Here is a 23,514-nt window from a genome sequence, read left to right on the forward strand (position 1 = left end):
AGCGACCCCTGAGGCTTCAATATGACGGAACAAAGATTTTTTTCTTGCACCGCAACAGAGCGAAATGCCGGGTTTTGACCGATTTCCCTTGCCGCACCGCGCGATGACGCCCCCCAAACGACGCGATATTGTCCCACAGATGAGCAACGTCACTCCCGACACCCAAGCCGCCCCGAAATTCAACGCCGAAGCCTTCGCCATGAACATCGCCCGGGCGATGGAGAGCAGCGGCCAGGCGCTGGCAGCCTACCTCAAGCCGCGCCAGACCGGGGAAGTCCGCGACAAGCCGCCGAACGAGTTCGGTGAGGTCATCAAGACCTTCAGCGTGATCGCCGAATACTGGCTGTCGGACAAGGAGCGCGCCTCGTCGCTGCAGATGCAGCTCGGCAAGGACTACCTCGATCTCTGGGGCTCGGCGGTGCGCCGCATGACCGGCGAGGCCGATGCCAAGCCCGCGATCGCACCGGCCCCGCGCGACAAGCGCTTCCAGGACCCGGAGTGGAAGTCGAACCAGTTCTTCGACTTCATCCTGCAGCTCTATCTGCTGACCTCGAAATGGGCACAGCAGCTGGTCCACGATGCCGACGGGATCGATCCGCACACCCGCAAGAAGGCCGAATTCTACGTCCAGCAGATCAGCAACGCGCTGGCGCCGTCGAACTTCGTGCTGACCAATCCGGAACTGCTGCGCACCACCGTCGAGAGCAACGGCGACAATCTGGTCCGCGGCATGAAGATGCTGGCCGAGGATATCGAGGCCGGCCACGGCACGCTGCGCATCCGCCAGTCCGATTCGAGCAACCTCGAGGTCGGCATCAACATGGCGACGACGCCGGGCAAGGTGATCTACCAGAACGAGCTGATGCAGCTGATCCAGTATTCGCCGGCGACCGAGAACGTGCTGCGCACGCCGCTCCTGATCGTGCCGCCCTGGATCAACAAGTTCTACATCCTCGATCTGCGCCCCGAGAAATCCTACATCAAATGGTGCGTCGACCAGGGCGTCACGGTGTTCGTGATCTCCTGGGTCAATCCGGACAAGGAACTCGGCAAGAAGACCTGGGCCGACTACATGACCGAAGGCCCGCTCACGGCGATGGACGTGATCGAGAAGGTCACCGGTGAGCTCAAGGTGCACACCGCCGGCTATTGCGTCGGCGGCACCCTGCTCGCCTCGACGCTGGCCTATCTCGCCGAGAAGCGCCGCCAGCGCGTGACCTCGGCGACGTTCTTTGCCGCGCAGGTCGACTTCACCCATGCCGGCGACCTGCTGGTGTTCGTCGACGAGGACCAGATCTCGGCGCTGGAACGCGACATGCAGGAATCCGGCGTGCTCGAGGGCAGCAAGATGGCGATGGCCTTCAACATGCTGCGCTCGAACGACCTGATCTGGTCGTATGTCGTGAACAATTACCTCAAGGGCCAGCCGCCCTCCTCGTTCGACCTGCTGCACTGGAATTCGGATGCGACGCGGATGCCGTCGTCGAACCACTCCTACTATCTGCGCAACTGCTATCTGGAGAACCGGCTGTCGACCGGCACGATGGTGCTCGACAACACGCTGCTCGATCTCTCGAAGGTGAAGGTGCCGGTCTACAATCTCGCTGCACGCGAAGATCACATCGCGCCGGCGGAATCGGTGCTCTACGGCTCGCAGTTCTTCGGCGGCCCGGTGAAATATGTGCTGTCCGGTTCCGGCCATATCGCCGGCGTGGTCAACCCGCCCGCGTCGAAGAAGTACCAGTACTGGACCAACGACAACATCAAGGACATGAAGCTCGCCGACTGGCTGAAGGGCGCCGAGGAGCACAAGGGGTCGTGGTGGCCCGACTGGCGCGTCTGGCTGGAGAGCCATGATCCGGAGACGGTGCCGGCGCGCATGGTGGGCTCGAACGGAATGCAGGCGCTCGAGGATGCACCCGGCAGCTATGTCCGGGTCCGCGCGTAGCGCCAAGTCTTCCGCTCAGCTATAAACAGACGATCCCGGCGGTCGGGAATCGATTTGACGTGAGGGGGAGACGATGACGCGCGAACTGTTCTGGCTGTCGCTGACGGTGATCCTGACGGGACTGCTGTGGGTTCCCTACTCAATCAACCGCACGCAGGTGCGCGGCCTCTCCGGCGCCATGGCCAACCCGTCGCGCAACGACAAGCCGCAAGCGGAATGGGCCAACCGCCTGATGTTCGCCCACGACAACGCAATCGAAAACCTCGCGATCTTCGCGCCGCTGGTGTTGATCCTGAACGCGGCCGACTATTCCACCAAATGGACCGTGCTGGCGTGCGCCGTCTATTTCTGGGCGCGTGTCGCGCATCTGATCGTCTATGCGCTCGGCATCCCGGTCTTCCGCACGCTGGCGTTCACGGTCGGCTTCATCGCCCAGGCGGTGCTGGCGCTCGCGATCTTCAAGATCCTCTGAGCGACAATCGGCGCCGGCCGTCGCGCCGGCGCTACTCCTCGCGCTTGCGCATGACGATATGCAGCATCGTCGCCGGTGCCTCGTCAAAGCTCTTGATCTCGCTGGTGTCGGACGAGACCTGGGTCCACGCCCCTGACGCGGCGTAGGTTGCCGCCAGCCAATCGGCTGCCGGATAATTGTAATAGCGGCCGATGCTGTCGCGGCCGTCGCCATGGCCGATCTTGTAGCTCGCGTAGAAGATGCCGCCCTCCTTCAGTGCGCGATGAATGCGACTGAGGATTCCGGCCAGCTCGTCACGCGGCACATGCAGCAGGCACGCGCTGGCCCAGACGCCGTCATAGGCCGCACGATCCTCGAGCTCATCGAACAGCATCGCCTCGACGGGATGGTTGATGCGGCGCGCGGCGACCTCGGCCATCTCGGGCGAACCGTCGGTCGCGCGCAGCGCGAAGCCTTCGGCAAGCATCACGGCGGCATGATTGCCGGCGCCGCAGCCGAGTTCGAGGATCGCCCCGCCCGGCGGCAGCAGCTTGAGAAAGCCGATCAGCCGGGTGGACGGTGATTTCGCCCACCCGGCATAGGCCTCGGCATTGTGCCGGTAGAATTGCAGCGTGGCGTCGTCCACGATGGGCCGCCGTCAGCTGTCGGAAAGCCCGAGCATCAGCCGCATGTTCTGGACCGCGGCACCCGAGGCACCCTTGCCCAGATTGTCGAGCCGCGCCACCAGCACCGCCTGGCGGTGCTTGTCGCTGGCGAACACGTAGAGCTCGAGCTGGTTGGTCTCGTTCAGCGCTTCCGGCTCGATCTTGCCGTCCTTGCTGGCCTCGTTCTGCAGCGGCATCGCCGAGACGTATTTGCTGCCGGCGTACCACTTCGCGAGCACAGCCTGCAGGTCGGCACCATCAGGCTTGCCCGGCAGCGCGTCGAGCTGCAGCGGCACCGAAACCAGCATGCCCTGCCGGAAGTTGCCGACCGACGGGATGAAGAGCGGTCGCCGCGTCAGATGCGAGTAGAGCTGCATCTCCGGCACGTGCTTGTGCTCGAAGCCGAGCCCATAGAGATGAAACGCCGGCGCCGAGCCGTCCTCGAAGCTTGCGATCATCGACTTGCCGCCGCCCGAATAGCCGCTCACCGCGTTGATGGTGACAGGATAGTCGGCCGCGAGCAGGCCGCCGTCGACGAGCGGCCGCAGCAGCGCGATCGCACCGGTCGGATAGCAGCCGGGATTGGAGACCTTCTGCGCGTTGCGGATCTTGTCGGCCTGGTCGGGCGCGAGCTCCGCGAAGCCGTAGGCCCAGTCGGGCGCGACCCGATACGCCGTCGACGCGTCGAGCACTTTCGGCGCCGAATTGCCCATCGTGTCGATCAGCGCCACGGTCTCTTTTGCCGCATCATCCGGCAGGCAGAGAATCACAAGATCCACCTCCTCCATCAGCGCGCGCTTGGCGCCGGCGTCCTTCCGCTTGTCCTCGGCGATATGCTTCACCGCGACGTCGCCGGTGGAATGCAGCCGCTCCTGGATGCCGAGTCCGGTGGTGCCCGAGCCGCCATCGACGAACACGGTCGCCTTGGTCGCACCGCTCCTGGTTTTCGGCTGGTTGGTGTCGGTGACGGTCATGGCATGGTCCTTTCGAGTTCGTTCGTTTCGTTTAACACATCTGGCCGCGCCTGCGCCGCCGACGGGGTTGGGCCGTTGTCCCCGGATTGAGCGCCCCCTCGCCCACGACAACAACCCCTGCTCATGGAAACAGCGCGATCTGCTCCAGTCCGGTGGTTTCAGGCAAGCCGAACATCAGGTTCATGTTCTGGATCGCCTGTCCGGCCGAACCCTTCACAAGATTATCGAGCGTCGAGAGCACGATGGCGCGGTTCTTGATCCGGTCGGCGACGACGCCGATCTGGACGTAATTCGAACCACGCACGTTCTGCGTCTGCGGCAGCACACCCTTCTTCGTCACATGGACGAACGGCTCGTTGGCGTAGGCCTTTTCCAGTTCGGCGCGCAAATCGTCCGGCGTAGCCCCGTTGAGCTTGACATAGGATGTGCAGAACTCACCCCGTGCCATCGGAATGAGATGCGGGGTGAAGTTCACTGTCACAGCCGAGCCAGCGGCCGCGCCGATCTCCTGCTCGATCTCCGCCGAATGTCGATGGCTTCCGATCGAATAGGGCGACAACCCTTCGCCGGCCTCGCTGAACAGCGTGTTCTGCTTCAGCCCGCGTCCGGCGCCGGTGACGCCCGACTTGGCGTCGATGACGATATCGTCGACGTCGATCAGCTTTGCCTTCGCCAGCGGAACAAGCGCCAGCAGCACCGCCGTCGGATAGCAGCCGGGACAGGCCACCAGCCGCGCGGCCGTGATCTGCTCCCGGTAGAGTTCGGTCAGCCCATAGACGGCCTCGCCCTGCAATTCGAGCGCCCGGTGCTCGTGGCCGTACCATTGCGCGTAGCTGTGCTTGTCGCGCAGCCGGAAATCCGCGGACATATCGAGGATCTTGATTCCGGGATTGGCTTTCAGCACCGCGGCGATGATCTCCTGCGTCGTCCCGTGCGGCAGTCCGCAGAACACGGCATCGAGCCGCGTCCAGTCGACCTTTTCCCATTCCACGAGTTTTGGCAGATCGAGCATGAAGAAGTGAGGAAACACCTCGCTCATCGCCTTGCCGGCATGGGTGTTGGCGGTAAGCGCGGTGATTTCGGCATTCGAGTGCCGCGCCAGCAGGCGCACCGCGTCGGCGCCGGTGTAACCGGACGCGCCCAAAATTCCGATTTTCTTCTTCGTCATTGCTCGCTCCTCGGAGGCGTCGTCGTCTCAGTCTGCATCACCGCGAAGGCCTGCGGACGGACCTCTCGCATCAAGCCTGCAATGTCCCGGGCGCCGGCTTCGGCCTGCAAAGCGAGCGCGTTGCCGACCGCCGCGAAATCGGTTTCAGACTTGTGCTGGTTCAGCTTGAAGCTGCCCTCCACCTCCTCCACCGTCATCTCCAGGCCCACGATGGCCTTCTTCATGGCTTCCAGCCGCGCGGCGGTCATCTTGCCCGACACCCACGGCTTCTTCGGCAGCAGCCGGTCCTCGAACTTGGCGCTCAGTGCGTCGATCTGAACGGCAAGCTCCTCATCCGACAGCGTCCGCACCGGCCCCGTCAGATGCACCGCCTGATAGAGCCAGGTCGGCACCTGATCGGGCGACACGTACCAGTCCGGCGATACATAGGCGTCGGCGCCGGTGACGGCCAGCAGCCAGGACGCCCCACCCGGCAGCCCGGCCGCCAGCTTTACCAGCGGATTGTGACGGGCAACATGAAACAGCGCCCGCGGCGTGCCGTCGTTGGCATAGGTCAGATAGAACGGCAGCGCAGAGGCGATCGGCTTGCCGCCGTCCCACGCGCAGGCCAGGCCGAAACCGCGCGCTTCGGCGAAGGCGAGGCTCGCGGCGCGGTCAGGCTTGAATACCGGTGGCGTATACATGGTCGATGCTCCTGCGTGACGAAGGAGCCGCCAGATCGAACCGCGTGTCTTTTTGAGGAGAGCGCCGCGGGATCAGGTCCGGCGGCAGAGGCGATGGTCTTAAACGCGAGCGACCGCCCATACCGCGAGAATGCGGCGGCGGCGGGCGATGATGATGGTCGCGGCGTTGATCATGGGCGCGGCTATAAGGCCGCGCCCATGTGGCGTCAAGAAAAACCGCTCAGATCGCCGGATTCCACGGCGCCGGCACGACGCGGTAGCCGCTGCCGTCCTTGACCACATTGCCGAGGCCGGGGAACGGGTAATGGAAGCCCTGCACCTGGAGCCGCTCGGCGACCACCATGTCGTAGATGCGGCGGCGGGTCTTCTCGGCCACGTCGCCGTCCTGGTCGAAGAACGCATGCCAGCCCGGGTTGGTCGCGAACAGGTTCGGATTGTTGGTGACGTCCGACTGGATGAAGACCTTGTCCGGGCCCGAGGCCAGCACGTAAGAGGTATGGCCCGGCGTATGGCCGACGGTCTCGACCGAGGTCAGGCCCGGCGCGATCTCCTTGCCCCACTCATAGGGCGTGACCTTCTTCTTCAGGCCCGCCTCGAAGATATTGCGGTTGTTCTTGAACAGGCCCGCCATGCGGCCGGCAGGCGCCCGGCTCATCTCGCCGTCGTCCATCCAGAATTTCCATTCGGTCGCCGGCACCAGCACCTCGGCGTTCGGAAATGCCGGCGTGCCTTCGGCGGTCAAGAGGCCGTTCACATGGTCGCCGTGAAAGTGCGAGATCACGACCATGTCGACATTCTTGGGGTCGAAGCCGGCCGCGACGAAATTGTCGGCGAACAGGCCATTGGCGCCCTTGGTGCTGGCCTTCGCCAGCGCGCCATTGCCGGTGTCGATCACGACCAGCTTGCCGCCGGTGTTGAGCACGATCGGCGCGAACCAGATCGTCATCATGTCACGCGGCATGAATGCCTTCTCGAGCGCGGCGTTGACGTCATCACGCTTCGCGTTCGGAATGAAGCCGTCTTCCAGCTTGAACACGTTCTTGCCGTCGGACACCGCGGTGACCATGATGTCGCCGACCTTGTAGCGATAGAAGCTCGGCGCCTGCTTGTCGGCTGCCGGCGCCGCGGCGGCCGCAGGAGCGGCTGGCAGCAGCGGCGCGGCGGCGATGCCGGCTGCGCCGGCGAGTGCGTGACGACGTGTCAATTCCATGTGGTGTCCTCCCAGTGAAGCGGCGCCCAATGAACTCGCGCTTGGTGTGCGCGGTTGTATCAACGTTTCGATGCTCGCGCGATGACGACAACGCGAGCGGTTGTCCTCCCCGCCTAACCCCCGCAGGCTGGCCTTATTCCGGAACGCGTTACACGACCCGCCACATCCATTCGATGCCTTGCCCAATGACGTCGCCGAACAGCAGCAACGCCGCCGACCAGACCAGCGCGGAGACGAAATTGGCGATCTGGAATTGCCAGTACGACATCTCGAAAATGCCGGCCGCCAGCGGCACCGAGGCGCGCAGCGGGCCGAAGAAGCGGCCGATGAAAATGCTGGGCACGCCCCAAGACTTCACGAAGGCCTCGCCGCGCGGCAGGATCTCGGGATAGCGCGACAGCGGCCACATCTGCGCGACCTGCTCCTTGTAGCGATAGCCGAACCAATAGGAGACCCAGTCGCCGAGCGCGGCGCCGATGCCGCCCGCGATCCAGATCGGCCAGAAATTGATCCCGCTGACGCCGATCAGCGCGCCAATCGCAACCAGCGCGCCCCAGGCGGGGACCAGCAAGGAGATGAAGGCGAGCGATTCAGCGAATGCCAGCAGCATGACGATCGGAGCGGCCCAGGCCTGGTGATGGCGGACGAATTCGGCCAGGGCCCGCGCAAGGTCTTCCATCTCGTCGTGTGCCTTCCGCTCCGTTGAACCCCGAATGAACCTTTCTAGCCGCACGCAGCCTAAGAACAGGTAAGCCAGCCCATTGCGTGACATCAAGTCACAAAGGCGGGGATCAAACGTGATTTCCCGTCAGGCCCCCGCGGTCCGGGCTGGCTGGTATCTCCCTCACAAGAAATAAGGAAATACTGGATGATCGGGTCACTGATGATGTGCGTGAGCGTTGTCGTCCTGCTGTTCGGAATGCTCGCGGGCATCGCCATGGGTATCCAGCACGACTTCACGTTGGGACCGGCGCATGCGCATCTCAATCTGGTCGGCGGTGTGCTGCTGTTCCTGTTCGGCCTGTACTACCGGCTGATACCGGCTGCGGGCAGCATGCCGCTCGCCAAAATCCAGGGCTGGCTGCATATCGTCGGCGGCGTGCTGTTTCCGGCCGGCGTGGCCGCCGTGCTGCTGAAGGGACCGTCGTTCGAGGCCGCCCCGATCGTCGGATCGCTGATGGTGGTTGCCGCCATGGCCCTGTTCATGGTCGTTGTATTCCGCACCTCGCGGGCGTAATCGCGGGTCCCTATCTACACTGGCGGCTGGGCCCCGAGGCGCGGCCGCCCCCATTTGGCAGCCCATCCGTGGCATAGTCAGAGCAACCGATTCGCCGCGCCAGGACTGGCGCGCCACTTGAAGAACCATGGCCAAACAATTGAAGTCAAACGCCAAAAGCAAATCTGCTGACGATCTGTTCGGAGCCCAGGAACCGAAAGGCCGCGCCGCTGCGAAGCCTGCCGCCAAGCCTGTGAAGGACGCCGAAGCCGGCTATACGGCGGCGAGCATCGAGGTTCTGGAGGGCCTGGAACCGGTCCGCAAGCGCCCCGGAATGTACATCGGCGGCACCGACGAGAAGGCGCTGCATCACCTGTTCGCCGAGGTGATCGACAATTCCATGGACGAGGCCCTGGCGGGCCACGCCACGTTCATCGAGGTCGAGCTGACGGCCGACGGCTTCCTGTCGGTGACCGACAACGGCCGCGGCATTCCGATCGACCCGCATCCGAAATTCCCGAAGAAGTCCGCGCTTGAAGTCATCATGTGCACGCTGCACTCGGGCGGCAAATTCAATTCCGATGTCTACGAGACCTCCGGCGGTCTGCACGGCGTCGGCGTCTCCGTCGTCAATGCCCTCTCCTCGCGGCTCGAGGTCGAGGTCGCGCGCAGCGGACAGCTGCATCGCATGACCTTCGAGCGCGGCCATCCCAAGGGCAAGCTCGAGGACGCTGGCAAGGTCAACAACCGCCGCGGCACGCGGATCCGCTTCAAGCCCGATACCGACATCTTCGGCGCCAAGGCGGCCTTCAAACCGCAACGCCTGTTCAAGATGACGCGCTCCAAGGCGTATCTGTTCGGCGGCGTCGAGATTCGCTGGCACTGCGATCCGGAGCTGCTGAAGGGCGTCGAGGACGTCCCGGCAGAAGCCAAGTTTCATTTCCCCGGCGGCCTGAAGGATTATCTGGCCGCGGCGATCCACGCCGACACGCTGGTGCATCAGGATATCTTCTCCGGCAAATCCGGCCGCAGCGGCGCGCATGGCGCCTGCGAATGGGCGGTGGCCTGGACCGCCGATGCCGACGGCTTCCTGTCGTCCTACACCAACACGGTGCCGACGCCCGACGGCGGCACGCATGAATCCGGCCTGCGCAGCGCATTGCTGCGCGGCCTGAAGGATCACGCCGAGCGCGCCGGCCAGGGCAAGCGCGCCGCCTCCATCACCTCGGAAGACGTGATGGTCGGCGCGGCCGTGATGCTCTCGGTGTTCGTGCGCGAGCCTGAATTCCAGGGCCAGACCAAGGACCGCCTCGCCACTGCCGAAGCGCAGCGCATCGTCGAGCAGGCGATGAAGGATCCGTTCGATCATTGGCTGTCGGGCAATCCGAACCAGGCCAACCGGCTGCTCGATTTCGTGATCGATCGCGCCGAGGAGCGGCTGCGCCGCCGCCAGGAAAAGGAAACCGCGCGCAAGACCGCCGGCAAGAAGCTGCGCCTTCCCGGCAAGCTCGCCGATTGCTCCGATGCCGGCACCGAAGGCTCGGAACTGTTCATCGTCGAAGGCGACTCGGCCGGCGGCAGCGCCAAGCAGGCGCGCGACCGCAAGACCCAGGCCGTGCTGCCGCTGCGCGGCAAGATCCTCAACGTCGCGTCTGCCGGCAAGGACAAGCTGACCGCCAACGCGCAGCTCTCCGATCTCGTGCAGGCGATCGGCTCCGGCACGCTCGCGCACTACCGCGAAGAGGATCTGCGCTATCAGCGCATCATCATCATGACCGACGCCGACGTCGACGGCGCGCACATCGCATCGCTCCTGATCACCTTCTTCTACCGGCAGATGCCGCGGTTGATCGACGAGGGCCATCTCTATCTGGCGGTGCCGCCGCTCTACAAATTGAAGCACGGCACCAAGTCGGTCTACGCGCGCGACGACGCGCACAAGGAAGAGCTGCTGAAGAGCGAGTTCAACGCCAACGCCAAGGTCGAAGTGAATCGCTTCAAAGGCCTCGGCGAGATGATGCCGGCGCAGCTCAAGGAGACCACGATGGATCCGGCCAAGCGCACCCTGCTGCGCGTGGTGCTGCTCGCCGACGATCGCGAGGGCACCGCCGACTCGGTCGAGCGGCTGATGGGCACGAAAGCGGAAGCCCGCTTTGCCTTCATCTCCGACAAGGCTGAATTCGCCAGCGACGACCTGCTCGACGTCTAGTTCAACCGACTGATCTGGAACGCTTTTCCGGCCGCCTCCTGATCGGGGCGGCCGTTTTCATTCGCGTTTTCGGCGAGCCCCAAGGGCTTCGTTTTCGGGCGGTTGTGTCTCACCCGCAACAGCATTTCCGGCGGAACCACGTATAGTCCGAGCATGAGTTTCGGGAATCGGTGCCAACGCACTCCCGTCAGCGACCCGATCGAACGCTAGTCGAGGATTTGGATATGAAGAAGATTTTGCTCGCTCTGACCGCGGTTGCTGCGATGACGGGTTCCGCGTCGGCTGCCGACCTGGCCGCCCGCCCCTACACCAAGGCTCCCGTCCCGATGGCGGTGGCGCCGAGCTGGACCGGCTTCTACATCTTCGGCGGCGGCGGCGGCGGCATCTGGGATGCTGACACCGGCGTCCGCAACAACGTCACCGGCGCGCAGATCCTTGGCTTCAACCAGCGCCAGGGCGGCGATGGCTGGTACGGCACCGTCGGCGCCGGCTACGACTGGCAGACCGCCAACAGCTGGGTCATCGGCGTGTTCGCCGACGGTCAGTTCGGCAGCCTGAAGGGCACCATCCAGGATCAGACCGCCCTGGTCGCCGGCAACATCAAGAACGACTACAGCTGGGCCGCTGGTGCGCGCTTGGGCTATCTGGTCGCTCCGAACGTGCTGTCCTACGTCAACGCCGGTTATTCCAGCTCGCACTGGAAGGGCACCACCCTGTTCAACACCGCGTCGGCTCTGCCGTCCGGCCTGCACACCAACGGTTTCGACCGCAGCGGCTGGTTCGTCGGCGGCGGCGTCGAGAACAACCTGAACATCTTCGGCATCACCGCGCCGGGCTGGTTCATGAAGACCGAGTATCGTGCCGCCTACTACGACAGCAGGAACATCACCGAGTTGGTCGACGGCACCAACGTCAACACCGGCACCGACATCACCTTCAAGCCGTTCGTCCAGACCATCAGCACCTCGCTGGTCTATCGCTTCAACTGGACCGGCCCGGTTGTTGCCAAGTACTGATCTTCTGCTGACATAGCAGAACAAAAGCCCCGGCATCGTCCGGGGCTTTTTTGTTGCGCTGATGGCTTCGGAACTGCCCACCCACCGCAGAGCCGACCGGCCACGCCTGATCTGGTCAGCGCTGTGGCGATCGGGCACTCTCGCGACCGGATTCAAACCACAGCGGACAACAACAATGAAAAACGGACAGTTTGATCTCTCGGGCCGGGTCGCGATCGTCACCGGCGGCAATGGCGGCATCGGGCTCGGCATGGTGCGCGGCCTGGCCGATGCCGGCGCGGCGGTGGCCGTGGTCGGCCGCAACGAGGCGAAATCGAAGGCCGCGGTCGAGGATCTCGGCAAGCGCGGCGTCAAGGCGATCGCGGTGGCAACCGACGTGACCGACCAGGCTGCGGTCTCGGCCATGGTCGAGCGCGTCATCGGTGAGCTCGGCCGGATCGACATCCTGGTCAACAATGCCGGCATGAGCATCCGCAAGCCCCCGCACGAGCTCGAGCTCGACGAGTGGAGCAAGGTGATCGACACCAACCTCACCAGCGCCTTCCTGTGCTCGAAGGCGGCGTATCCGGCGCTCAAGGCGTCGGGCCACGGCAAGATCATCAACATCGGCTCGATGATGTCGATCTTCGGCGCGAGCTTCGCTGCGGCCTATGCCGCGAGCAAGGGCGGCATCGTGCAGTACACCCGTGCCTGCGCCAACGCCTGGGCGCCCGACAACATTCAGGTCAACGCCATCCTGCCCGGCTGGATCGACACCGACCTGACCAAGGGCGCGCGCCAGCAGGTTGCCGGGCTGCACGATCGCGTGCTGGCACGTACACCGGCGGGGCGCTGGGGTGTCATCGACGACTTCGCGGGGATTACCGTGTTCCTGGCGTCGCCGGCGTCGGACTTCGTCACCGGCACCGCGATCCCGGTCGACGGCGGCTATTCGGTGATGGTCTGATAGCTCAGCCGCAAAACACAGGAGCCCCGGCTAACCGGGGCTCCTGCATCCTGTTCGCCTCAGTCTAAACTCAGTAGCGCGCGATCACCGGCGCGTCGAACTTGTAGTTCATGCGCACCACCGCCCACTGGATGTCGCGCGGCCTGGCGTCGAACGTATAGGTCCCCGCCGCGGTGCCGGCGAGCTGATAGGTCTGACGCTCGAACGCCGCGTAATTGTACTCGACGCCGATGGTCCAGTTGCGCGTGATGCCGTATTCCCAGCCGGCACCGACCGTCCAGCCGCTGGCCCAGTGGGTCTGGCTGCCCGAGCCGGTTGCCGGCGGCAGGTTGTCGACGACCGACAGGCGGTTGTTCACGCCGGCATAGCCGCCCTTGAAGTAAAGCAGGTTGTTCTGGATCGCGTAGCCGGCGCGGCCGACGATCGTCGCCATCGCATTCGAGCGCCAGCTGAACTGATCATCGCGGCCGAGGCCGAACACCGTGTTGGTGACGCGGCCGGAATTGTCGAGCCCGGAGATCGTGCCCTCGACGCCGAACACGAAATTGTTGGCCTGCCAGTTGTAGCCGATCTGGCCGCCGCCCATGAAACCCGATCCGCGCTGACGAAAGCCCTGGCCGGGTGCGAGGTCGCCGAACGGTGTCGTGTTCGCGCTGTTGACCCATTGCTCGTTGGTCCAGGCGCCGCCGAGATGGCCACCGATGTAGAAGCCGGACCAGTTGTAGATCGTTTCCACGTAGACCGGCGCCTTGGTGTACGGACGGGCGGCAAGGTCGGCGGCCGATGCGGCGCCGATGCCGAGCGCGGTGGTCACGGTCAACGCGGCGATGAATTTGGTATGAAACATGGTCGCACCCCCAAATTGTCTGATGGGGACGAGGATTCCCAGAGAGACCCTTACCAAAAGAAAACCGCGGGAACCCGCGGCGCAGAATCCATGTCCGGCGATTTCGAATCATGTCCTGCTGTTGCAACCACGCAACTTCTAACGATCGCTTTAAGAAGCCGTTATCCCTAATCAATTCCGCGCCAGCCTGCGATGCGCATCAGCTCGCTGCGGGCGAATGCACGTGTTCAGGCCTGACCCCGACCGCGACAAGGCGCGCGGTCAGACCCTGCAGCCAGGGCATCGCCGTGATCAGCCGCAGCGCGAACGGCGCCGGCTGATCGCCCGCCTGCAGCGCCGCGCTGATGATGTTGTTCTGTGCGATCACTTGCATGCGCTGGGTCACCCGCACCGGAAATTCGCGGCGGCGCCTGACAGCATCGAGTTCGTCTTCCGACGGACAGCCTTTGACGAGCTTCGCCGCCAGGATGTTGGCGGTGGCGACCGCGTCCTGCACCGCGAGGTTGACGCCGACGCCGCCGATCGGCGACATCGCATGCGCGGCGTCGCCGATGCAGAGCAGGCCGGGACGGGTCCAGCGCTTCAGGCGGTTGATCGCGACCGTGAGCAGCTTGACGTCGTCAAAGCTTTTCACGTCGGCAATGCCGGCTTTGAGGATCGGCGCCAGCCGCAGCACATCGTCGAGCAGCGCCGGCAGTCCCCTCGCCTTCAGGGCCTCGTATTGTCCCTTGGCGATCACATAGGCGCATTGCCAGTAGTCGCCGCGGTCGAATGTCACCATCATCTTGCCGTGCTCGATGCGGGCAAACAGGTTCTCGGTCTCGTCCGGACGCCGCCCGACGCGAAACCACAGCACGTCCATCGGCGCGCCGATTTCCTCGACCTCGAGGCCGGCGCGCTCGCGCACGATCGAGTGGCGGCCGTCGCAGCCGATGGTGAGATCCGCCTCGATATCGATCGGGCCGTCGGGCGTCGTCGCGCGGACGCCCGCGACGGCGTCGCCGCGTCGGATCAGGTCGGTCGCCTCCGCGTTCATCAGCACCTTCAGCGCGGGAAAACGCGTACCGCTCTGGCGCAGGAAATTGAGGAAGTCCCACTGCGGCATCATCGCGATGAAGGGATATTTGACGCTGAGGCGGCTGAGGTCCGCGATCCGCACCGAGGTGCCGCCGAACATGCCGTCGAGCTTCTGGATGTCCTGGTGCGGCAGCTTCAGGAAGCCGTCGATCAGACCGAGCTCGTCCATCACCTGCAAGGTCGAGGGATGCACGGTGTCGCCGCGGAAGTCGCGGAAGAAGTCGGCGTGCTTCTCCAGCACCACGACATCGACGCCCGCGCGCCCGAGCAGATAGCCGAGCATCATGCCGGCCGGCCCGCCACCGACCACGCAGCAGCGCACCTTCATCTGACGCGTCGTCGGTCCTGCCGGATTGCCTGCATCCATGATGCCGCCCTCGCCGCTGCTTCGCCCCTCAGGCTCCGACTGTAACGCAGACCGGACGACAAGGATGCAAACTATCGCCTGAACGTCTTGATTTCCGACACGCTGCCGTCGCGATAGGTCAGCTCGACCGAGACCGATTTGGTCTGCGGCGCGAGCTTCAGATATGGCTGCGCGTCGGACGGGATCGCACTCGGATCGCGCTGATTGCAGGGCGGCATCTTCAACACCTTGTCGGGCACAGCGGTGTCGATGCCGATCCGCACCTCGCGGATCGCGCAGCGATACGACATCAGATGCGTATAGTAGACCAGCAGCCCGTTGAACTCGCGGAACGACAGCCAGCTCGTCGCGGTCATGTCGAGGATCTTGCGCTGGTCGCGGATCAGCGCAGCGTCCGGATCGAACTTGATCGGGAACGGCCCCTGCATCTCGCCCTGGCTATCGACATAGCGCAGCTGGATGGTGGCCGCCGGCGCGTCGGCCGGCAGTTCGATCGACGGATTGGGCATCCGCTTGCGCGTGCGCGGATCGAGCGTGTCCATGAATCCGGTCTCGCGGAAATCGCCGCTGTCGCCGATCCGCCAGGATATGCCGAGCGTCGGATCGGCGATCGAGAACACGACGGTCCAGCCGCCATTGTGCCGCGAGAAGCTCGCGATCGGCGCGTTGATCGAATCCTCCTTCGGCAGCTTCGGCACCGAGACCGGCGGCAGCGCCGCAACCTGCTGCGCCGGCGCGGATGGCCTGGCCGCCTCGGCCTGCCCTTTGGCGATCCCGTTCAGGAAGACGTCGTCGACCATCTGGTCGAAATAAACCGGGATCTGCTTGTGCTTCACGGTGTCCGCCATCTCGCTGACCAGGCGCCGCGTGCGCTGCGCGACCTGCACAAGGTTTTCGCCGGGCTGCAGCAGCTCCTTGGCAAAGGTCCGCGTGAACACCGAATTGGGATTGGCATCGTCGTTCGAGAGCCGGTCGAGTGCGGTCTGGCGCGGCCCCGCCGAAAACACCGAGAACACGCCCTCGGGCAGCTGCGTCATCGGTGCCAGGCCGCCGCCGCCGGCAACCGCGCGCGTGCCGGCGCGTTCGAACGGATTGTTGCGGCAGGCGTCGAACACCAGGATCGAGGTACGCGCCTTCTTGTTCTGCAGCCGCTCGATGATGCGGTCGGCGAGAACCGAGGCGTCGCGCACCAGCTCCTCCTGCCCTTCGGTCGCTGCCGGCACGTCGGTCGGCAGCAGGAAGTTCTGGCCTGCGATCTCGAAGCCGTGACCGGCATAGAAGAAGAACGCGGTATCGCCGGGTTCCACGGCGCGATCGAACGCGAGCAGCGTCTCGGAGAACGCCTGCCGGTTCAGATTCTCGGCCACCATGACGTTGAAGCCGAGCTGCTTCAGCGTGTCGCCCATGGTGCGGGCATCGTTGACCGCCTTCTGCAGCTTGGGGACGTTCCTGTAATCATTGTTGCCGATCACCAGCGCGACGCGCTTTTCGGCCTGGGCGGGGGCCGCCGATGCGACGAATGCAACCGCCAACAGGGTCGCGGAAAGTCTCGAAAGCCAGCTCTTCATCCCAATTCCCGCCTGCACGATACGTGCGCCGCTCGTGCGACCGCCGCCTAATAGTCGGATCAGCCATTGGGCCGGTTCAAGGCCGACGCCGGGCGGGCGTCGCGACCGGCCGCCTCTGGCGCCCTCCGGGCCACCATGGGGCGTCCCATCCGCCTTAGGTCAAGTTTCTTTTTACGGCCCGCGTGATAGATTCCGGCTTCCATCCGGCGCGAGCTCTCCGCACGTCGCAAGGGCTTTCCAGGGGCTTTCCCGTGTACACATGGTCCACTGAGCAGGTCGATCCCCGGGATCGCTTCGACTATTGGCGCGAGGTGCGCGCCAAGGGCCTGTTCGGCGTAACCGCGGAACTCGATCCCGAGCATCGCCGTGACTTCTTCGGCGAGTTTTCGCTGCGCCAGCTCGGCGATGCCGGACTGGTCGAGCTGCGCGCCTCGCCCTACCGCGTCGAGCGGCGCGCCGGCGACATCGCCGATGCGGCCAGCGACAGCATCTGCGTCTACCAGCAGCTCGGCGGCGGCGGCTGGTTCGGCGGCGCACGGCTCGATGAGTTCGCGGTGCGCGACGGGATGTTCGCGACCAGCTATTCCGACCTGCCCTATCGCACCGTCCCGCTGCACGATGACGGCTTTCATCTGCGCATCATCAAGATCCCGGTGGGGAACCTGGTGCCGCCGGGCGCCGAGCTCGGCGAACTCGTCGCAAGGCCCGTGCAGGATGAGGCCGCGCTGCGACCCTTGCTGGAGTCCTGCTTCCGCGACCTCGTCGAAGACAAGGATGCAACCGCGGCCGCCGATACGGCTCCGATGGTGCAGGCGCTTGCCCATATCGCGCTGATCGAGCGCGGTATCATGCGGCCAAAGAGCCGGCTCGCGCAGCAGGCGCTGCGCACCGCCCATTTGTCGCTGGCCCGCCGCCTGATCCGGCGCCACCTCTCGAACGCGGCGCTGACGCCGGCCCTGATTGCCGGCCTGCTCGGCATCTCGGTCCGTCACCTGCACATCCTGTTCGAGGAAACCGAGAACAGCTTCTCGGAGACCGTCACCGCGCTCCGGCTCGCGCAAAGCCGCCGCCTGCTCCGCGAGCGGCCCGGGCAGACCATCGCCGAGGTCGCCTTTGCCTGCGGCTTCGAGAGCCTCGCGACGTTCTACCGCCTGTTCAATGCGTCCGAATCGATGACACCGGGCGATTACCGGGCGCGCGTGGCCTGAGCGCCGATCCGGACCGGCCGGCACACCGGGCTGTTGCGGGTTGCTAAACCGCCTTGATACCCGTAATCGGGATTCCCGGCGTCGCCCGCCGCTCCCTTGTCGTCCTCGGAATCCGGATGTCGAAGAAGATGATCAAGCCCGGACCTGACCTGCTGACGCAGGTCAACCAGGCCTTTCTCGACTACGGCTATGGCGGTCTGTCGATGGTCGGGCTGGCCAAGGCCTGCGGCTTCACGCAGCGCGCGCTGTATTACTATTTCAGCAACAAGGAAGAGGCGTTTCGCGCGGTCATCGGCTGGCGCCACGTCGAGGACGTCGCACTTGCGCTGGAGGCCGGCCGGTCCGTGCGGGCCAAGGGTGGCGGCGCGCTGGATATCTTCGCGACCATCCTCGACGTCCGCTACGGCGAGACGCGGCGGCGCCTGACGCGCTCGCCGCACACCGTCGAACTCAATGCCGAGGCCTTCAAGCGCTGCCGCGACCTGATGATCAAATCCGCCATCTCATTCCAGGCTGACCTGGAGACACTGGTGATCGATTTGCAGAGCGCGCGGCTCCTGAAGCTCACTGGCGCGTTCACGCCGGCGCAGATCGCGCAGGCGCTCGCCGACGGCGCACGTGCCGTCAACCAGGCGCTGCCGCCGATCGCCCGCGACGACTTCGCGGCCCGCTACCGCCAGATGTGCGCGATGGTGCTGTACGGCTGTGCCGTGATGCCGAAGCGGAAGTAATCCGCGGGGCGGCGCGCGGCCGCCGCCGATCGGCAAAACTCCCCTGACTGTCGACCATCACCGACCGGCCGGACCATTTCGCCGGCCGTGGACAAGTTCTGGCGCATGTAACCTATTTCATATTTTACATGACTATGTGAAATATACGATATCGCATCGCAAAGCCCTTTGGAGAGGTCTCGAATGGCTGACATGGGACAAACGGACGACCCGGCCGATCGTGGCGCGATTGCGCGTTCTCTGAACCGAAGTGATCAGCCTGCGCGCATTGAGAAGATAATTTCCGGCGATTTCGCCAGAACCGCGCTGGCGCTTCGCCCCGGCTCGGCACAGCCAATTTCCTTACTGGCGAGGCGCGCTCTGATGCGGAGCGAAGGGTCATGCACGATGCGCGGTAAGCAGGAGGATCACAGCCCGGAGACGCCATCCACAGGCCCGGCGCGCGCTCCTGCCGCTGCTGCCATGGACCTGCACGTCGATCAGGCACACGCCCTGGAGCTCGTGCGTGCGAGCTCCGCGGCGCCAAGCAATCGCGGCTGGGCACCGTTGCTCGAAGCCTGCCTTGCCGACTTCAAGGAGGCGACCGAAGCCGGTGATACCGCGTGCATTCCTGCGCTGGTTAAGATCGTGGCCGACCTTGCGCTGATCGAGCGCGGCGCGATCCGGCCCGGCAGCCGCCGTGCCCAGCAGGCGCTGCGCGTCGGCCGGCTCAGCCTCGCGCGCCGTCTGATCACGCGCCATCTCGCGAAGCCGGCGTTGTCGCCCGGCATGGTCGCCGAGATGCTCGGCGTCTCGGTCCGCTACCTGCACGTTCTGTTCGAAGCGACCGGGGCGAGCTTTTCGCAGACCGTCACCGCCGAGCGCCTGAGCGAGAGCCGCAGGCTGCTCTGCGAGAAGCCGCCGCGGCCGATCGCCGATGTTGCCCTGTCCTGCGGGTTCGGCAGCCTGGCGACCTTCTACCGGATCTTCAGCGCATCCGAGGGCCTGACGCCCGGCGAGTACCGGGCCGCGGGGCACTAGCGCCTGGCCGCGGCCTCGCCGCGGCCCGAAGCGGTCCGCGCAGCATGGTGCCGGGCGGCCACACCTGAAACGCATTTTTTCAGCAGCCGCGTTTTGGATCGACGGTATGCGCGGACTGAGAAGACACCGCACGACCGTTGCGCCAGAAACAACCAGTTACAAAGGCATGTGGGGGCATGGTCATGACGGACGGCGGCAGGCCGGGGATATGGCGCGGCGCGCTGCTGGGATCGGCGTCGTTGATCGCGCTGAGCTCCACGGCCGAGGCCGCGGTCTACTGCACGGGCGTCGGCACCGCCAACGTGGTCTGTGACGCCGCCCATCCGTCGGACGGCGGGCTCAACACCAGTTTCAGCGGCGATCTCACCGTGAACGTCAACGCCGGCGCCGGGATCAACTCCCGCGGCGCGGTCGTAAGCGCCGGCGGCAGCATCACGTTCAATCACAACGATCCCGGCGGTATCACATCTTCCCTGTACGATGGCATCCAGCTCCTCGGCGGCCAAGCCCCGATCACCTACACCGGATCGGCCGACGTCACCGCCAATTGGTATGGGATCCACGTCTCGGCCAGCGGTCCGGTCTCGATCACGCAGACCGCCGGCACAATCACGGCCGGCACCGGAATCGATGTCGTGAGCGCCGGACCAGGGGGGAGCGTCAACATCAACACAGTTGGCAGCCAAATCACGGCTCGAGGCGGCATCGGCATCTACGTCCTGACCGGCGGCAGCCAATCCGACGTCACGATCGCGACAGGCGCAGTGAGCGGCGACACAACCCAAACAGGCGGCGGGATTTACGTCCGCATGGGACAGAACATCCAAAATGCGCGCAATCTTTCCGTCACGACCAACGGCGCGGTTGTCGGCGGAATGTATCTCCAGACCGGCGGCATCGGGACCGTCGACCTCACCACCAATGCGAGCGTCACGGGCGGCATCGTCCTCCAGGCCAACAATTCCGCCAACACCAACGCGTTCACGGTGAAGCTCAATCAGGATGTCAGCGGCTCCGTCAGTCTGCAGAACTACGGTACCGGCACCACCACCGTGCGGACGCACGGCATCACGGGCGGGACGCTTTCCGTGTCCACCGGCGCCGGCGGTACCAACAACAGCCTCGTCGTGGACGGCAATATTGCCAAGGGAAATGGCCCCGACTTCGTCTATTACGGCGCCCTGGCGTCCGTCGGCTTTTCCGGCGCCGGCACCAACACCGCGACCTTCAATGGCAATATTTCCGGAACCTTCGACACCAGGACCTTCACCTCCCCTTCGGCCGGTGGCAGCGTCGCCGGCCTTTCCGCCGGATTGGGAAGCACTTCCAGCAACGGCTCGGCGGCGCTGAACGTCAACGGATCGATCACGGTCACCGGCATGACGCCGTCCGGCAAAGTCGCAAATGTGACCGGAGCGTCCCTGGGAGCCTCCGGCGTGGTCCCGGTCGACTTCAATCTGCACGGCGCAGTGACGGCAACGTCGATCAGCGACACCGCGTCGAACGTCGTCGGCATCAGCGTCGGACAATACAATCTGGCCGCGGCGCGGCTGACCGTCGACGGTGCCGTGACGGCCACCGCGATCGGCGCCGGCAGCACGGCCACCGGAATCAGCGCCTCGAGCACCAGCTTCGCTCCGACCAACGTCAATACTGGCACCATGACCGTTCGCGCCAATGGCGACGTCACCGCCACCTCCGACGGCGCCGCGACCGGCGTCATGCTGACCCGCGGCGACACCAGACGCGCTGCCGACATCGCCGGGCTCGGCGGCATCGACCTCATCACCAAGGGGACCGTGAGCGCCACCTCGGCGAGCGCGGCGGCGATCGGCATCAGCGGCGTTATGGTCAATGGGGCCGACAATTCCGCGACGCTGGCGCTGCGCGCCGAAGGCGACGTGATTGCGAACGGCAAGGCCGCCGGCAGCTACGGCATCCTCGCCCAACGCGACGGTCTCGGCGACATCAGGATCGATGCGCTGGCCGGCGTGCAGAGCACCGGCATCGGCATCTCGGCCTCGCGTTCGACCCCCGGCAACATCTTCATCACGACAGGCACCTTCGTCACCGGCACCACCGGCATCGTGACGTCGGGCGGCACCACCACGCTCGTCGCCAACGGCACCATCACCGGCACCGGCGGCACCGCCGTGCAGTTCGGCGGCACCAACGATTTGCTGCAAGTGCAGTCCGGCGCCGTGTTCAACGGCAACATCGTCGGCAGCGGGACCAGTATCGTGCAGTTCGGCGGCACGACCGCGGGGAGCTTCGACCTGTCGAAACTCGGCACCGGCTTCGCCAATTTTGGAGTTCTTGCCGGCTCGAACTGGAGCTTCACCGGCAACAATTCGAGCTTTGCCGGGACGGTGAACGTCGACAGCACGTTCATCCTCAACGGCGCGATGCCGAACGCCAGCGTCACCGTCGGCCCGAACGGCACGCTCGGCGGCAACGGCACCATCGGCAACACGGTGATCAGCGGCACGCTGTCGCCCGGCAATTCGCCGGGGACGATCACGATGGCGAGCTTGACGATGACGGCGGCCGCGACCTATCTGGTGCAGGTCACCAACACGATCGGCGACAAGGTGAACGTGACCGGTGCCGCCAACGTCGCCGGCAGCGTCGTCGTCGATCCGCTCGAACGGATCACGAAGAAGACCACCTACACCATCGTCAATGCGGGAACGCTGAGCGGCACCTTCGGCTCGGCGAGCCTGCTGCTCGCCAACAACCTGGCCCGCAATCCGGTGCTGAGCTATGTCGGCAACGATGTGCTGCTGTCGCTCGATCCCGGCCTGCTCTCGCCGATCCTGCCGGCCAATTCCAGCGTCAATCACAGGAACGTCGCGGGCGCGATCGACAACAGCCTGCTCGGCGGCGCCAACCTTTCCAACGCGTTCAGCGCGATCTTCAAGCAGTCGAGCGACAATCTCCTCAACGGCCTGACCCAGCTTTCCGGCGAGACCGCCGCCGGATCGCAGCAGACCACGTTCAATGCCATGAACCAGTTCATGGGCACGATGCTCGATCCGTTCGTCGACGGCCGCGGCGCGATGGCGCTGCCGGCCGGCACCACGGCCTACGCCGACGACAATTCGCTGGCCTATGCCGCCCGGCAATCGACCAGCGATGCCTATGCCGCGATCTATCGCAAGGCGCCGGTCGCCGAAAGCTATGATCCACGCTGGAGCGTGTGGGCAGCAGCCTATGGTGGGTCGCAGACCACAGACGGCAACGCTGCGCTCGGCTCGAACAACACCACCAGCCAGGTGTTCGGCACCGCCATTGGGGCCGACTATCGCTTCTCGCCGAACACGATTGCCGGCTTCGCGCTCGCCGGCGGCGGCACCAATTTCGGCGTCGCCAACAGCGGCGGCGGCCGCTCCGACCTGTTCCAGGCCGGCGCCTTCATCAGGCACAAGATCGGCGCGGCGTATCTCGCCGGCGCGCTGGCCTATGGCTGGCAGGATGTCACGACGGACCGCACCGTGACGGTCGGTGGCCTCGACCGCCTGCGCGCCGAGTTCAACGCCAACGCCTGGTCGGGCCGCGCTGAAGGCGGCTATCGCCTCATTGCGCCGTGGATCGGCGGCGTCGGCCTGACACCCTATGCCGCCGCCCAGTTCACGACATTCCAGCTGCCGGGTTACGCCGAACAGGCCATCGTCGGCGCCAACACCTTTGCGCTGGCCTACAACGCCAGGAGCGTCACCGACAGCCGCGGCGAGCTCGGCCTGCGCGCCGACAAATCCTTTGCGCTGTCAGATGCGGTGCTGACGCTGCGCGGCCGCGCCGCCTGGGCCCATGATTTCAATCCGGACCGCAGCATCGCCGCGACGTTCCAGACCCTGCCCGGCGCGAGCTTCGTTGTCAGCGGCGCGGCGCAGGCCTCCGACTCCGCCCTCACCACCGCCTCGGCCGAACTGAAATGGACCGCCGGCTGGTCGATGCTCGCAAGCTTCGAGGGCGAATTCTCGAGCGTGACCCGCTCCTACGCCGGCAAGGGCGTGGTCCGTCATGCCTGGTAGGGTCCGTCCCGCGGCGGGGGCGGCGCTCAGAATCTGAGCGAAGAGCGGCTCGAACGCCCCCTTGCCCAGGCCTCGCCGTCAGATGCCGGGACAGCGCTTCATTTGACCGCCAAATGACGGAAATGACGGTTATTTTGGCGAAAACATTAAGCTTTTTCGGCCATTCAGCCGGTTCC

The 23,514-nt window shown here is 65.2% G+C and carries 19 protein-coding genes; 10 read left to right on the forward strand and 9 right to left on the reverse strand.

Annotation, left to right across the window (positions count from 1 at the left end; genetic code table 11):
* Positions 1-139: 139 nt before the first annotated feature.
* Positions 140-1,948, forward strand: a complete 1,809-nt coding sequence (locus BRSPCE3_RS10590; protein ID WP_244065718.1) for an alpha/beta hydrolase — start codon at positions 140-142, stop codon at positions 1,946-1,948.
* Between the two features lie 73 nt (positions 1,949-2,021).
* Positions 2,022-2,420 carry an MAPEG family protein gene (locus BRSPCE3_RS10595; RefSeq protein WP_244065719.1) on the forward strand — a complete coding sequence of 133 codons (399 nt, stop codon included), beginning with the start codon at positions 2,022-2,024 and terminating at the stop codon, positions 2,418-2,420.
* Between the two features lie 31 nt (positions 2,421-2,451).
* Here the strand turns inward: BRSPCE3_RS10595 and BRSPCE3_RS10600 are convergent, their stop codons facing one another.
* The 6 genes from BRSPCE3_RS10600 to BRSPCE3_RS10625 form a co-directional block, all read right to left on the reverse strand.
* A complete protein-coding gene (locus BRSPCE3_RS10600) occupies positions 2,452-3,045 on the reverse strand; it encodes a bifunctional 2-polyprenyl-6-hydroxyphenol methylase/3-demethylubiquinol 3-O-methyltransferase UbiG (RefSeq protein WP_244065720.1) in 594 nt (197 codons plus the stop codon).
* Between the two features lie 12 nt (positions 3,046-3,057).
* A complete protein-coding gene (gene argC / locus BRSPCE3_RS10605; protein ID WP_244065721.1) occupies positions 3,058-4,038 on the reverse strand; it encodes an N-acetyl-gamma-glutamyl-phosphate reductase in 981 nt (326 codons plus the stop codon).
* A gap of 121 nt (positions 4,039-4,159) precedes the next feature.
* Positions 4,160-5,206: an N-acetyl-gamma-glutamyl-phosphate reductase gene (gene argC, locus BRSPCE3_RS10610; protein WP_244065722.1), complete on the reverse strand. Its 1,047-nt coding sequence runs from the start codon at positions 5,204-5,206 to the stop codon at positions 4,160-4,162.
* Complete coding sequence (locus BRSPCE3_RS10615) at positions 5,203-5,889, reverse strand: FMN-binding negative transcriptional regulator (RefSeq protein WP_244065723.1); 687 nt, start codon at positions 5,887-5,889, stop codon at positions 5,203-5,205. Before BRSPCE3_RS10615 ends, argC (BRSPCE3_RS10610) begins: the two co-directional genes overlap by 4 nt.
* Positions 5,890-6,109: 220 nt before the next feature.
* Positions 6,110-7,099, reverse strand: coding sequence for an MBL fold metallo-hydrolase (locus tag BRSPCE3_RS10620; RefSeq protein ID WP_244065724.1), 990 nt, complete (start codon positions 7,097-7,099; stop codon positions 6,110-6,112).
* Between the two features lie 148 nt (positions 7,100-7,247).
* A complete protein-coding gene (locus BRSPCE3_RS10625) occupies positions 7,248-7,778 on the reverse strand; it encodes a DedA family protein (protein WP_244065725.1) in 531 nt (176 codons plus the stop codon).
* Between the two features lie 189 nt (positions 7,779-7,967).
* Here BRSPCE3_RS10625 and BRSPCE3_RS10630 point away from each other — a divergent pair, with 189 nt between their 5' ends.
* The 4 genes from BRSPCE3_RS10630 (at position 7,968) to BRSPCE3_RS10645 (ending at position 12,486) form a co-directional block, all read left to right on the forward strand.
* Positions 7,968-8,336, forward strand: a complete 369-nt coding sequence (locus BRSPCE3_RS10630) for a hypothetical protein (RefSeq protein WP_244065726.1) — start codon at positions 7,968-7,970, stop codon at positions 8,334-8,336.
* A gap of 127 nt (positions 8,337-8,463) precedes the next feature.
* Positions 8,464-10,524, forward strand: a complete 2,061-nt coding sequence (gene parE / locus BRSPCE3_RS10635; RefSeq protein WP_244065727.1) for a DNA topoisomerase IV subunit B — start codon at positions 8,464-8,466, stop codon at positions 10,522-10,524.
* A 224-nt stretch (positions 10,525-10,748) separates the two neighbouring features.
* On the forward strand, positions 10,749-11,540 hold the full coding sequence (locus BRSPCE3_RS10640) for an outer membrane protein (RefSeq protein ID WP_244065728.1): 792 nt from the start codon (positions 10,749-10,751) through the stop codon (positions 11,538-11,540).
* A 175-nt stretch (positions 11,541-11,715) separates the two neighbouring features.
* The gene (locus tag BRSPCE3_RS10645) at positions 11,716-12,486 is read left to right on the forward strand and encodes an SDR family NAD(P)-dependent oxidoreductase (protein ID WP_244065729.1); all 771 of its coding nucleotides are present in this window, start codon (positions 11,716-11,718) and stop codon (positions 12,484-12,486) included.
* A gap of 70 nt (positions 12,487-12,556) precedes the next feature.
* Here the strand turns inward: BRSPCE3_RS10645 and BRSPCE3_RS10650 are convergent, their stop codons facing one another.
* The 3 genes from BRSPCE3_RS10650 to BRSPCE3_RS10660 form a co-directional block, all read right to left on the reverse strand.
* A complete protein-coding gene (locus BRSPCE3_RS10650; RefSeq protein ID WP_244065730.1) occupies positions 12,557-13,333 on the reverse strand; it encodes an outer membrane protein in 777 nt (258 codons plus the stop codon).
* A 199-nt stretch (positions 13,334-13,532) separates the two neighbouring features.
* Positions 13,533-14,777 carry an FAD-dependent oxidoreductase gene (locus tag BRSPCE3_RS10655; protein WP_244065731.1) on the reverse strand — a complete coding sequence of 415 codons (1,245 nt, stop codon included), beginning with the start codon at positions 14,775-14,777 and terminating at the stop codon, positions 13,533-13,535.
* 71 nt (positions 14,778-14,848) lie between these two features.
* Positions 14,849-16,345 (reverse strand): caspase family protein, encoded by a 1,497-nt coding sequence (locus BRSPCE3_RS10660; RefSeq protein ID WP_244065732.1) that lies wholly within the window; start codon positions 16,343-16,345, stop codon positions 14,849-14,851.
* Between the two features lie 251 nt (positions 16,346-16,596).
* Here BRSPCE3_RS10660 and BRSPCE3_RS10665 point away from each other — a divergent pair, with 251 nt between their 5' ends.
* From BRSPCE3_RS10665 to BRSPCE3_RS10680, 4 genes are all read left to right on the forward strand, one after another.
* Entirely contained in the window at positions 16,597-17,553 is a 957-nt protein-coding gene (locus BRSPCE3_RS10665) for a helix-turn-helix transcriptional regulator (protein WP_244065733.1), read from the forward strand.
* A 116-nt stretch (positions 17,554-17,669) separates the two neighbouring features.
* Entirely contained in the window at positions 17,670-18,284 is a 615-nt protein-coding gene (locus BRSPCE3_RS10670; RefSeq protein ID WP_244065734.1) for a TetR/AcrR family transcriptional regulator, read from the forward strand.
* Between the two features lie 183 nt (positions 18,285-18,467).
* On the forward strand, positions 18,468-19,304 hold the full coding sequence (locus BRSPCE3_RS10675) for a helix-turn-helix transcriptional regulator (RefSeq protein ID WP_244065735.1): 837 nt from the start codon (positions 18,468-18,470) through the stop codon (positions 19,302-19,304).
* Positions 19,305-19,480: 176 nt separating this feature from the next.
* A complete protein-coding gene (locus tag BRSPCE3_RS10680; RefSeq protein WP_244065736.1) occupies positions 19,481-23,338 on the forward strand; it encodes an autotransporter domain-containing protein in 3,858 nt (1,285 codons plus the stop codon).
* The last annotated feature ends 176 nt before the right edge of the window (positions 23,339-23,514 follow it).

Source organism: Bradyrhizobium sp. Ce-3, from assembly GCF_022835695.1.
Classification (GTDB): Bacteria; Pseudomonadota; Alphaproteobacteria; order Rhizobiales; family Xanthobacteraceae; genus Bradyrhizobium.

Bases quoted from the DNA above. Each gene is read 5' to 3' on its own strand.
- BRSPCE3_RS10590 (WP_244065718.1), top strand. From the start codon at position 140: ATGAGCAACGTCACTCCCGACACCCAAGCCGCCCCGAAATTCAACGCC.
- BRSPCE3_RS10595 (WP_244065719.1), top strand. From the start codon at position 2,022: ATGACGCGCGAACTGTTCTGGCTGTCGCTGACGGTGATCCTGACGGGA.
- argC (WP_244065721.1), bottom strand. From the start codon at position 4,038: ATGACCGTCACCGACACCAACCAGCCGAAAACCAGGAGCGGTGCGACC.
- argC (WP_244065722.1), bottom strand. From the start codon at position 5,206: ATGACGAAGAAGAAAATCGGAATTTTGGGCGCGTCCGGTTACACCGGC.
- BRSPCE3_RS10615 (WP_244065723.1), bottom strand. From the start codon at position 5,889: ATGTATACGCCACCGGTATTCAAGCCTGACCGCGCCGCGAGCCTCGCC.
- BRSPCE3_RS10620 (WP_244065724.1), bottom strand. From the start codon at position 7,099: ATGGAATTGACACGTCGTCACGCACTCGCCGGCGCAGCCGGCATCGCC.
- BRSPCE3_RS10625 (WP_244065725.1), bottom strand. From the start codon at position 7,778: ATGGAAGACCTTGCGCGGGCCCTGGCCGAATTCGTCCGCCATCACCAG.
- BRSPCE3_RS10630 (WP_244065726.1), top strand. From the start codon at position 7,968: ATGATCGGGTCACTGATGATGTGCGTGAGCGTTGTCGTCCTGCTGTTC.
- parE (WP_244065727.1), top strand. From the start codon at position 8,464: ATGGCCAAACAATTGAAGTCAAACGCCAAAAGCAAATCTGCTGACGAT.
- BRSPCE3_RS10640 (WP_244065728.1), top strand. From the start codon at position 10,749: ATGAAGAAGATTTTGCTCGCTCTGACCGCGGTTGCTGCGATGACGGGT.
- BRSPCE3_RS10645 (WP_244065729.1), top strand. From the start codon at position 11,716: ATGAAAAACGGACAGTTTGATCTCTCGGGCCGGGTCGCGATCGTCACC.
- BRSPCE3_RS10650 (WP_244065730.1), bottom strand. From the start codon at position 13,333: ATGTTTCATACCAAATTCATCGCCGCGTTGACCGTGACCACCGCGCTC.
- BRSPCE3_RS10655 (WP_244065731.1), bottom strand. From the start codon at position 14,777: ATGGATGCAGGCAATCCGGCAGGACCGACGACGCGTCAGATGAAGGTG.
- BRSPCE3_RS10660 (WP_244065732.1), bottom strand. From the start codon at position 16,345: ATGAAGAGCTGGCTTTCGAGACTTTCCGCGACCCTGTTGGCGGTTGCA.
- BRSPCE3_RS10670 (WP_244065734.1), top strand. From the start codon at position 17,670: ATGTCGAAGAAGATGATCAAGCCCGGACCTGACCTGCTGACGCAGGTC.
- BRSPCE3_RS10675 (WP_244065735.1), top strand. From the start codon at position 18,468: ATGGCTGACATGGGACAAACGGACGACCCGGCCGATCGTGGCGCGATT.
- BRSPCE3_RS10680 (WP_244065736.1), top strand. From the start codon at position 19,481: ATGGTCATGACGGACGGCGGCAGGCCGGGGATATGGCGCGGCGCGCTG.